A 10,937-nucleotide genomic window follows, 5' to 3' on the forward strand; every position below is an offset into this window, starting at 1 on the left:
ATAGCCCCGCTCTCGATTCGCGTCACGTGTTATTCGGTTTCCAGATCGATATCGATGCCGAGGGAACGAATTTCTTTGATCAACACGTTGAAGGACTCGGGCATGCCCGGCTCCATACGGTGATCGCCGTCCACGATGTTTTTGTACATCTTGGTACGACCGTTCACATCGTCCGACTTCACTGTGAGCATTTCTTGCAGAGTGTATGCAGCACCGTATGCTTCCAGTGCCCAGACCTCCATCTCCCCGAAACGCTGACCACCGAACTGAGCCTTACCACCCAGCGGCTGCTGGGTAACCAGGCTGTACGAACCGGTAGAACGAGCGTGCATCTTATCGTCTACCAAGTGGTTCAGCTTCAGCATGTACATGTAGCCAACAGTAACCGGGCGCTCAAACTTGTTGCCGGTACGGCCGTCGAACAGCTGCATCTGGCCGCTTTCTGGCAGGTCTGCCAGTTTCAGCATGGCCTTGATTTCGCTTTCCTTGGCACCGTCGAACACCGGGGTAGCCATTGGAACGCCGCCGCGCAGGTTCTTCGCCAGATCCAGGATTTCCTGGTCGGAGAAGGTGTCCAGCTCTTCGTTGCGACCGCCGATCTCGTTGTAGATCTCGTGCAGGAACTTACGCAGGTCTGCGACCTTGCGCTGCTCTTCGATCATACGGTTGATCTTCTCGCCCAGACCTTTGGCCGCGAGGCCCAGGTGGGTTTCAAGGATCTGACCAACGTTCATACGCGAAGGTACGCCCAACGGGTTGAGGACGACGTCGACCGGGGTGCCATTAGCATCGTGCGGCATGTCTTCAACCGGCATGATCACGGAGACCACACCCTTGTTACCGTGACGACCGGCCATCTTGTCGCCCGGCTGGATGCGGCGACGGATTGCCAGGTAAACCTTGACGATTTTCAGCACGCCTGGAGCCAGGTCATCGCCCTGCTGCAGTTTGCGCTTCTTGTCTTCGAACTTGTCGTCCAGCAGACGGCGGCGATCAACGATGTAGGCCTGGGCCTTCTCGAGTTGCTCGTTCAGAGCATCTTCAGCCATGCGCAGCTTGAACCACTGGCCGTGCTCAAGACCGTCGAGGATTTCGTCGGTGATGTCCTGACCTTTCTTCAGACCTGCGCCGCCTTCGGCCTTGTGGCCTACCAGAGCGGAACGCAGACGTTCGAAGGTCGCGCCTTCAACGATACGGAACTCTTCGTTAAGGTCCTTGCGGATCTCGTCGAGTTGAGTCTTCTCGATGGACAGTGCACGAGCATCACGCTCAACGCCGTCACGGGTGAAGACCTGTACGTCGATGACAGTACCTTTGGTACCGGTAGGTACACGCAGGGAGGTGTCTTTAACGTCGCTGGCTTTTTCACCGAAGATCGCACGCAGCAGCTTCTCTTCCGGAGTCAGTTGGGTCTCGCCTTTCGGAGTGACCTTACCAACCAGGATGTCGCCTGCGCCTACTTCAGCACCTACGTAAACAATACCGGCTTCGTCCAGCTTGTTCAGTGCAGCTTCACCCACGTTCGGGATGTCTGCAGTGATCTCTTCAGGCCCAAGCTTGGTATCACGCGCCACACAGGTCAGTTCCTGAATGTGGATTGTGGTGAAGCGGTCTTCTTGAACAACACGCTCGGACAGGCAGATGGAGTCTTCGAAGTTGAAGCCGTTCCATGCCATGAACGCGATGCGCATGTTCTGACCCAGAGCCAGTTCACCCATGTCGGTGGACGGACCGTCGGCCATGATGTCGCTACGCTGAACGCGATCACCCTTGCTCACCAGCGGACGCTGGTTGATGCAGGTGTTCTGGTTCGAGCGGGTGTATTTGGTCAGGTTGTAGATGTCGACACCGGCTTCGCCAGTTTCAACTTCGTCATCGGCAACGCGAACCACGATACGGCTGGCGTCAACGGAGTCGATCACGCCGCCACGACGAGCCACGACGCAAACGCCGGAGTCACGGGCTACGTTACGCTCCATGCCGGTACCTACCAGCGGCTTGTCAGCACGCAGGGTCGGTACAGCTTGACGCTGCATGTTGGAACCCATCAACGCACGGTTGGCGTCATCGTGCTCCAGGAACGGGATCAGCGACGCTGCAACCGAAACTACCTGCTTCGGCGAAACGTCCATCAAGGTGACGTCTTCCGGCGCCTTGACGGTGAACTCGTTCAAGTGACGAACAGCTACCAGTTCGTCGATCAGGACTTTCTTGTCGTTCATCGTGGCCGAAGCCTGAGCGATCACGTGATCAGCTTCTTCGATAGCAGACAGGAACACGATCTCGTCGGTGACCAGAGCGTCTTTCACCACACGGTACGGGCTCTCAAGGAAGCCGTACTGGTTGGTGCGCGCATAAGCGGCCAGGGAGTTGATCAGACCGATGTTCGGACCTTCCGGCGTTTCGATCGGGCATACACGACCGTAGTGCGTAGGGTGAACGTCACGAACCTCAAAGCCTGCACGCTCACGGGTCAGACCGCCCGGGCCCAGTGCAGAAACACGGCGCTTGTGGGTGATCTCGGAGAGCGGGTTGTTCTGGTCCATGAACTGCGAGAGCTGGCTGGAACCGAAGAACTCTTTCACCGCCGCAGCCACTGGCTTGGCGTTGATCAGGTCTTGCGGCATCAGGCCTTCGCTTTCTGCCATCGACAGACGCTCTTTGACCGCACGCTCAACACGTACCAGACCAACACGGAACTGGTTCTCAGCCATTTCGCCTACGCAGCGAACACGACGGTTACCCAGGTGGTCGATGTCATCGACGATGCCTTTGCCGTTACGGATGTCGACCAGAGTCTTCAAGACCGCAACGATGTCTTCCTTGCACAGCACGCCCGAACCTTCGATCTCGGTACGACCGATACGACGGTTGAACTTCATCCGGCCGACCGCAGACAGGTCATAACGCTCAGGGCTGAAGAACAGGTTATTGAACAAGGTTTCGGCTGCGTCTTTGGTAGGTGGCTCGCCAGGACGCATCATGCGATAGATCTCGACCAGCGCTTCCAATTGGTTGCTGGTGGAGTCGATCTTCAGGGTGTCGGAGACGAACGGACCGCAGTCGATATCGTTGGTGTACAGAGTCTCGATGCGAACAACCTGAGCCTTGGCAATCTTGGCCAGGATCTCAGTGTTCAGCTCGGTGTTGCACTCAGCCAGGATTTCTCCAGTAGCAGGGTGAACGATGACTTTAGCGGTCGTGCGACCCAGGACGTAGTCCAGAGGCACTTCCAGCGATTTGATGCCGGCTTTTTCGATCTGGTTGATGTGGCGCGCAGTGATACGACGGCCCGCTTCAACAATGACCTTGCCATTTTCATCCTGAATGTCCAGGACCGCAATTTCACCGCGCAGACGCGAAGCAATCAGCTCAAGGCTTAGAGTTTCATCCTTGAGGCTGAACACGTTGGTGGTATAGAAAGCGTCCAGCACTTGCTCAGTGGTGTAACCGAGCGCGCGCAGCAGTACCGAGGCCGGCAACTTGCGACGACGGTCGATACGCACGAACACGCAGTCTTTCGGGTCGAACTCGAAGTCCAACCACGAACCGCGGTACGGAATGATGCGTGCGGAGTACAACAGTTTACCGGAGCTGTGCGTCTTGCCGCGGTCGTGGTCAAAGAACACGCCCGGGGAACGGTGCAGTTGGGAAACAATTACACGCTCGGTACCGTTGATAACGAAGGTACCGTTCTCAGTCATCAATGGGATTTCGCCCATGTAGACTTCTTGCTCTTTAATGTCCTTGATCGCTTTGTTCGACGATTCTTTGTCGAAAATGATCAGGCGGACTTTTACCCGCAAAGGTACGGCGTACGTAACACCGCGCAACACGCATTCTTTGACATCAAATGCCGGTTCGCCCAGGCGATAACCGACGTACTCCAGCGCAGCATTGCCGGAGTAGCTGATGATCGGGAAAACGGATTTGAAGGCCGCATGCAGGCCCACGTCGCGGAACTGATCTTTGGTCGCTCCCGCCTGCAAGAATTCACGATACGAATCCAGCTGGATAGCCAGAAGGTACGGGACATCCATGACGTCCGGCAACTTGCTAAAGTCCTTGCGGATACGTTTTTTCTCAGTATATGAGTAAGCCATCAGCGTTCCCCAGCTTGGTCACCTGCTTGTTTGGCCCCTCCGACGGGAGCAGCCAGAAAATCTTGCAAACCCCATGGTTTGCACCACCGCATCGGGTGGCTACAGCGCGTTAATGGCGGCGACCGAGTCGACAGCCAATAACGGAAAAAGGCCGGTGGCAAGAGCCACCAGCCATCAGCCTTCAGCTTAACGCTTGGGCTGGAGACGCAATGTCGATGCTTACTTCAGCTCGACTTTAGCGCCCGCTTCTTCCAGAGTTGCCTTGGCTTTGTCGCCTGCATCTTTGGTCACTGCTTCCAGAACCATAGCAGGAGCGCCGTCAACTACAGCCTTGGCTTCTTTCAAGCCCAGACCGGTCAGTTCACGTACTGCCTTGATCACGTTTACTTTCTTCTCGCCAGCTTCCAGCAGCATGACGTTGAATTCGGTTTGCTCTTCAACAACGGCAGCAGCAGCAGCTGGGCCAGCGGAAGCAGCGGCAGCGGAAACGCCGAATTTTTCTTCGAAAGCTTTGATCAGCTCAACAACCTGCAGAACCGACATTTCAGCTACGGCGTTGAGGATATCGTCTTGGGAGATAGACATTGCTGTATTTCCTGAATTGGGGGACGGCCTACGCGGCCATCGAAATAAACAAAAATACGCGAGAGAATTTGCTCAGCCTTAGGCTGCGGCAGCTTCTTTTTGCTCGCGAACTGCAGCCAGAGTACGAGCCAGCTTGCTGGTAGCGCCTTGAATCACGCTCATCAGCTGCGAAATGGCTTCGTCGCGGGTCGGCAGTGTTGCCAGTACGTCGATTTGGTTAGCTGCGAGGAACTTGCCCTCGAACGCAGCTGCCTTGATCTCGAACTTATCCTGACTCTTGGCGAATTCCTTGAACAAACGGGCAGCAGCGCCTGGATGATCCTTGGAGAACGCGATCAGAGTCGGGCCTGTGAACACGTCGTTGAGGACACTGTATTCAGTGTCAGCAACGGCGCGCTTGAGCAGGGTGTTACGTACAACACGTACGTATACGCCAGCTTCACGAGCCTCTTTACGGAGTCCGGTCATAGCGCCTACTGTCACACCACGGGCATCAGCCACGACAGCGGACAGAGCAGCTTTGGCAGCCTCGTTGACTTCAGCGACGATGGCCTTCTTGTCTTCGAGATTAATTGCCACGGGTTTAACTCCTGCTTGTTACCGTTTCATCTGGCCGGAGCCGGATGTCGTTTTGGTGTCTGATTCGGTAAGGAACCGGGAGCACCATCTGCGTAGGCTTTTGGTTTAAGACTTGCGTCGCCTACGGTCTTGGATAGCCCCCGCCAGGCAGGGACCCCAATTTTTTCCAATTGACGCAATCGCTTGCGCCAATCTGTGTCTTATACGTCCAGCGAGCCTTGGTCGATGACCAGACCTGGGCCCATAGTGGTGCTCAGGGTAACGCGCTTGACGTAGATACCTTTCGAGGAAGCTGGCTTGATACGCTTCAGATCAGCGATCAGGGCTTCAACGTTTTCCTTCAGCTTGACGGCGTCGAAGCCGACTTTGCCAACGGAGGTGTGAATGATGCCGTTTTTGTCGGTGCGATAACGAACCTGACCAGCCTTAGCGTTTTTAACCGCGGTAGCTACGTCTGGAGTTACGGTGCCGACTTTAGGGTTAGGCATCAGGCCGCGCGGGCCCAGGATCTGACCCAATTGACCTACAACGCGCATTGCATCCGGGGAAGCAATAACTACGTCATAGTTCAGGTCGCCGCCTTTCATTTCGGCAGCCAGGTCGTCCATGCCAACGCGATCAGCGCCAGCGGCCAGAGCTGCTTCAGCAGCTGGACCTTGGGTGAAGACGGCTACACGTACAGTCTTGCCAGTACCGTGTGGCAGCACAGTAGCGCTACGAACGACCTGGTCGGATTTACGTGGGTCAACACCCAGGTTTACAGCAACGTCAACAGACTCGCTGAACTTGACAGTCGACAGCTCGGTCAGCAGAGCAGCAGCGTCTACAAAGTTGTAGGACTTGCCCGCTTCGATTTTGCCGGCGATAGCCTTTTGGCGCTTGGTCAGCTTAGCCATTACACACCCTCCACGTTAAGGCCCATGCTACGAGCAGAACCGGCGATGGTACGCACGGCTGCATCCATATCAGCTGCAGTCAGATCCGCGTTTTTGGTTTTCGCGATTTCTTCCAGCTGAGCACGAGTTACGGTGCCAACCTTAACGGTGTTAGGACGAGCGGAACCGCTAGTCAGACCAGCAGCTTTCTTAAGCAAAACCGAAGCCGGGGTCGACTTGGTTTCGAAAGTGAAGCTACGGTCGCTGTATACAGTGATGATCACTGGAGTCGGCAGACCTGGCTCAAGACCCTGAGTACGGGCGTTGAAAGCCTTGCAGAATTCCATGATGTTCACGCCGTGCTGACCCAGAGCTGGACCAACAGGTGGGCTTGGGTTGGCCTGAGCGGCCTTCACTTGCAGCTTGATGTAAGCGGTAATCTTCTTGGCCATGAGGCACTCCAATTACGGGTTCAAACGCCTCGAAAGGCTCCCCGGTTACTTGCGCGTTTATCCCAGTGACGACAAAACCCCACAGCCTAAGGCTGCGGGGTTGGGATGCTTATTCAGCTAGACCTTCTCGACCTGGCTGAACTCCAACTCTACCGGAGTAGAGCGACCGAAAATGAGCACCGCCACTTGGATCCGGCTCTTTTCGTAGTTAACTTCTTCGACAGTACCGTTGAAATCAGCAAACGGACCATCTGTGACACGAACAACCTCACCCGGCTCGAACAACGTCTTCGGCTTAGGCTTGTCGCTACCATCAGCAACACGACGCAGAATTGCTTCTGCCTCTTTGTCAGTGATTGGAGCAGGCTTATCAGCAGTACCGCCAATGAAACCCATGACACGAGGAGTGTCCTTGACCAAGTGCCAAGTACCTTCATTCATGTCCATCTGAACCAGCACATAGCCAGGGAAGAACTTACGCTCACTTTTGCGCTTCTGACCATTCCGCATTTCAACCACTTCTTCAGTGGGAACCAGAATTTCGCCGAAGCCATCTTCCATGCCTGCCAGCTTTACGCGCTCTAGCAAAGAGCGCATAACATGCTTCTCGTAACCCGAGTAAGCATGCACAACGTACCAACGCTTAGCCACGGGACACCCTTAGCCAACAATCAAGGAAACAAGCCAGCCGAGGAGGGAATCAAGCCCCCACAACAGCAACGCCATAACCAGAACAACAGCCACAACAATCAACGTGGTCTGCGTGGTTTCTTGGCGAGTCGGCCAAACGACTTTACGGATTTCGGTGCGAGCTTCCTTCACCAGAACCGCGAAAGACTTGCCTTTGGCAGTCTGCAAGCCTACAAAGGCAGCTACGGCAGCAAGAGCAAGCAAAGCGAGAACGCGGTACAGGATCGGCGAAGCAGAGTAGTACTGATTGCCAACAACGCCTACGACCACCAATGCGACCACAGCGAGCCACTTGACGAGATCGAAACGAGAGCTTTGAGCTTCAGCCTTAGGAGTCATCTATGAAGATCCTGTGAAAAGAAAGCCAGACACACCACGTGAATCTGGCAGGTCAGGAGGGAATCGAACCCCCAACCTACGGTTTTGGAGACCGTCGCTCTGCCAATTGAGCTACTGACCTAAAACAAAATCAGGCCGACCATTATGCAGGCCTGAAAAAGACTTTACAACAACCAACCCCACTAGACTTGAAATCACCTGACAACATCAGCGCCAGATACAAAACCCTCAAGCCGAGGCAGCTGTTAAAACAAAGGCAGATATTTTCATATCTGCCTTGTTATATGGAGCTCTTGAGCGGATTTGAACCGCTGACCTCACCCTTACCAAGGGTGTGCTCTACCAACTGAGCTACAAGAGCAAAACACCTGCACAACCTGCAAACTTGGAGCGGGTAGCGGGAATCGAACCCGCATCATCAGCTTGGAAGGCTGAGGTTCTACCACTAAACTATACCCGCGGAGCTTGCAGCTCACGCTAAAAATGGTGGAGGGGGAAGGATTCGAACCTTCGAAGTCGTAGACGTCAGATTTACAGTCTGATCCCTTTGGCCGCTCGGGAACCCCTCCTAAGCGAGCCGGCATTTTACATCACGCCGACCTTCTGTCAAGCATTTTCTCATTTAAATTATGAGGTTAGCTGCATTGACGTCACTTCCCATCAAATCCCCCTAAAGGTCTTCACTGCGAAGCGGGCGCCATTCTATTCAAACTATTCGACAGTTGCAATGCCTTCGCACAGCATTATTTTATGTTTTAACTCATTGAATTCCTTAGCAAGGTTTTCAAAGGGCAGATCCTCAGCCAGACGCCTGCTTTCCGGGGCAACCCGGAGCCAGTAACCCTGGGCATCAGGCAAGCTCAGCAACTGAATCCTGACCTTTATATCCAGGCTGGTGAGGCGCTGCTCGACAGATTGCGCCTGGCGCTGATCTACAAAACCACCAATATACAAACAGGTATTTTGCGCATCAGACGCCTTTGCCCGCTCCCTGCGGGCCACGGCGTCAGAGGACTCGCTCAGCAGACGAATATCCTGCTGGCTGCCTCGATAGAGACTCAGAGGAGTGACATCTTTAGCGCGCAACGGCGCCTCTTGTTGATGCCATATGTAGTAAAAAGCGTTGAGGATCAGTAAAAGCAAAAACAGCCAACGCATAAACACCTCAAGATAACGGGCACGCCATCGCCAAACCAACGAAAATCAGATCAGGAACGAGCCGAGCCTGCGGCACAGCATCCAATACCAGATCAGCGTCGCCGCCTGTCAAGAACACGGTGAAGTCATCGCCCCAGTAGCTCCTGGCCAGCTCCAACTGGGTCAGCACAAACCCTCTTAGCATCAACGTACAGCCCCGCTCTACAGCTTCGACCGTGGTGCGACCAGGTGACAGGCACTCCAAGGCCCTTTCAGCGGCGGCATCGCCATACCGGATCTTGCGCGTATGCGTTCGCAGCTGATTCCTCATGAGAGACATACCCGGACAAATGAAGCCCCCCAGGTGCTCTCCATCCGCAGCTATAAAATCTGCCGTCGCCGCCGTACCAAAGTCCAGAACCAAGCAAGCGCCGGATGCCAACTTAAATCCACCAAGCATCGCCAACCAGCGATCGAGCCCCAAGCGCTCGAAATCTTCGTAGCCGTTACGCACCCCAGCCATTTCACGAGCCGAAGCAGCGCAGGTAACAGCAACACCAAATGCATCCACAAGCGCCGCGACCAGCTTGTCTGTCTCCTCCAGCGCACGCACACTCACTAGCCGGCAACGCGTCAGCAACAGGCCAGGCACCGCCAGTAGACTATCAACCAATGCCTCATCAGAACCTGCCACACCTTCTATCGCTACACCAGCCAGACTCGAACCGAGCACACGCCACTTGATAAAGCTGTTCCCACAGTCGAGCTCAAGAATCATCACGCAACCTCAGGCTTAACTCACCACCACTGTATATTTTCTCAATGCCATCGACACTTAAGCGCAACGCACCTTGACGATCAACGCCCAGAACAAATCCATCGACCTCATTGACACCGGCTATGAGCGACACCGCCCTGCCCTGCCAAGCATGGCTTGCCTCCCATTCATCCTGAAGCGCGGCAAAACCTAATGCCCTGTGCCGATCCAGGTACCGCTGCAACTGCAGACCAAGACGGGCAACCAACGAATTGCGATCAACAGGAGAGCCCGTCTCCAACTGCACCGATGTCCATTGCTGGTCAACCTCATCAGCCTTCTGCATATTGACGTTGATACCTATTCCAAGGACAACGTGGCAGATATCCGCAGGGTCCCCTACGAGTTCCAGCAAGATCCCGGCAATTTTCTTATGTCCAACGAGGACGTCGTTAGGCCATTTCAAAGCAGCAGCCTGAACTCCCGATTCACGTAGGGCTTGCATGACTGCCAACCCAACCACAAGGCTTAGCCCCTCCAGTTGCCGCAGACCGCCCTCAATACGCAAGACGAGGCTGTAATACACATTCTGAGCAAACGGACTGACCCACTTTCGACCACGCCTGCCTCTTCCCGCCGTTTGCTGTTCCGCAAGCACTAGGAAGGGGGTTGCGCACTCGACACCCGCAAGGCGCAAAGCTTCAGCATTTGTTGAGTCGATGGAATCGTAGACATGGATAGGCCACGCCAAAGCAGGCGCATGTTGCCGAATTTCCGCAGCGCTCAAGAAAACAAGAGGAGAAGCCAATTGATACCCCTTCCCTCGAATCCTATGAACGGGCAGATTCAATTCGGCTTCAAGGTGCTGGAGCTGCTTCCAAACAGCACTGCGACTAACGCCCAGGGCAGCACCAAGCGCTTCTCCGGAATGGAACCGGCCATCTTTCAGAAGTTCTAACAACGTCAGCATGCAAGTATCGCCTCACAATGAGGCACGCATGATAGCCATGCGCAGGGGCATTGCATAGAAAGGCGGACGCTTGGCATTGAAGCGCACTCCGAGCAGCGCGTCGGACTTTCCGAGCGCCCAAAACAAAACCCCATCTGCTTTCGCAAATGGGGTTCTGGAATTTAATCTTGACGATGACCTACTCTCACATGGGGAAACCCCACACTACCATCGGCGATGCATCGTTTCACTACTGAGTTCGGGATGGGATCAGGTGGTTCCAATGCTCTATGGTCGTCAAGAAATTCGGGTACTGAGTCGCGGCCTGTTGGCCTCGCTTCAGCAAATTGGGTATGTGATAGCTTTCGGTGTCTTGTGAGCGTCGAACTTTCGGTTTATCTCGTCTTCACACACCGCAATCTGGCCTTTCGACGCAAATTGCTTGGGTGTTATATGGTCAAGCCTCACGGG

10 protein-coding genes, 4 tRNA genes and 1 rRNA gene are annotated in these 10,937 nt (G+C 54.8%); all 15 read right to left on the bottom strand.

The features are described from left to right. Positions 1-29: 29 nt before the first annotated feature. Positions 30-4,103 carry a DNA-directed RNA polymerase subunit beta gene (gene rpoB / locus NDJ82_RS09290; RefSeq protein ID WP_032884533.1) on the bottom strand — a complete coding sequence of 1,358 codons (4,074 nt, stop codon included), beginning with the start codon at positions 4,101-4,103 and terminating at the stop codon, positions 30-32. A 219-nt stretch (positions 4,104-4,322) separates the two neighbouring features. After that, entirely contained in the window at positions 4,323-4,688 is a 366-nt protein-coding gene (gene rplL, locus NDJ82_RS09295) for a 50S ribosomal protein L7/L12 (protein ID WP_053138313.1), read from the bottom strand. Positions 4,689-4,766: 78 nt separating this feature from the next. Then, the gene (gene rplJ / locus NDJ82_RS09300) at positions 4,767-5,267 is read right to left on the bottom strand and encodes a 50S ribosomal protein L10 (protein ID WP_003232405.1); all 501 of its coding nucleotides are present in this window, start codon (positions 5,265-5,267) and stop codon (positions 4,767-4,769) included. Between the two features lie 200 nt (positions 5,268-5,467). Next, positions 5,468-6,163, bottom strand: a complete 696-nt coding sequence (gene rplA, locus NDJ82_RS09305; RefSeq protein ID WP_003176434.1) for a 50S ribosomal protein L1 — start codon at positions 6,161-6,163, stop codon at positions 5,468-5,470. After that, entirely contained in the window at positions 6,163-6,594 is a 432-nt protein-coding gene (gene rplK / locus NDJ82_RS09310) for a 50S ribosomal protein L11 (protein ID WP_003176435.1), read from the bottom strand. Before rplK ends, rplA begins: the two co-directional genes overlap by 1 nt. A gap of 117 nt (positions 6,595-6,711) precedes the next feature. After that, the gene (gene nusG / locus NDJ82_RS09315; protein ID WP_003176436.1) at positions 6,712-7,245 is read right to left on the bottom strand and encodes a transcription termination/antitermination protein NusG; all 534 of its coding nucleotides are present in this window, start codon (positions 7,243-7,245) and stop codon (positions 6,712-6,714) included. Between the two features lie 9 nt (positions 7,246-7,254). Continuing rightward, complete coding sequence (gene secE / locus NDJ82_RS09320; RefSeq protein ID WP_003194658.1) at positions 7,255-7,623, bottom strand: preprotein translocase subunit SecE; 369 nt, start codon at positions 7,621-7,623, stop codon at positions 7,255-7,257. A gap of 45 nt (positions 7,624-7,668) precedes the next feature. Then, a tRNA-Trp gene (locus NDJ82_RS09325) sits at positions 7,669-7,744 on the bottom strand. Between the two features lie 164 nt (positions 7,745-7,908). Next, a tRNA-Thr gene (locus tag NDJ82_RS09330) sits at positions 7,909-7,984 on the bottom strand. A 25-nt stretch (positions 7,985-8,009) separates the two neighbouring features. Beyond that, a tRNA-Gly gene (locus NDJ82_RS09335) sits at positions 8,010-8,083 on the bottom strand. A 24-nt stretch (positions 8,084-8,107) separates the two neighbouring features. Next, positions 8,108-8,192 (bottom strand) — tRNA-Tyr (locus tag NDJ82_RS09340). Positions 8,193-8,334: 142 nt separating this feature from the next. Continuing rightward, complete coding sequence (locus NDJ82_RS09345; protein WP_099584604.1) at positions 8,335-8,781, bottom strand: hypothetical protein; 447 nt, start codon at positions 8,779-8,781, stop codon at positions 8,335-8,337. Between the two features lie 7 nt (positions 8,782-8,788). Further along, positions 8,789-9,538 carry a pantothenate kinase gene (locus tag NDJ82_RS09350; RefSeq protein ID WP_250925337.1) on the bottom strand — a complete coding sequence of 250 codons (750 nt, stop codon included), beginning with the start codon at positions 9,536-9,538 and terminating at the stop codon, positions 8,789-8,791. Beyond that, on the bottom strand, positions 9,528-10,487 hold the full coding sequence (birA, locus tag NDJ82_RS09355) for a bifunctional biotin--[acetyl-CoA-carboxylase] ligase/biotin operon repressor BirA (protein ID WP_099584602.1): 960 nt from the start codon (positions 10,485-10,487) through the stop codon (positions 9,528-9,530). The genes NDJ82_RS09350 and birA overlap by 11 nt, the downstream gene beginning before the upstream one ends. Positions 10,488-10,652: 165 nt before the next feature. Next, positions 10,653-10,768 (bottom strand): 5S ribosomal RNA (gene rrf, locus NDJ82_RS09360). Between the last annotated feature and the right edge of the window lie 169 nt (positions 10,769-10,937).

This window comes from Pseudomonas sp. SR18 (assembly GCF_023701505.1).
Classification (GTDB): domain Bacteria; phylum Pseudomonadota; class Gammaproteobacteria; order Pseudomonadales; family Pseudomonadaceae; genus Aquipseudomonas; species Aquipseudomonas cyclaminis.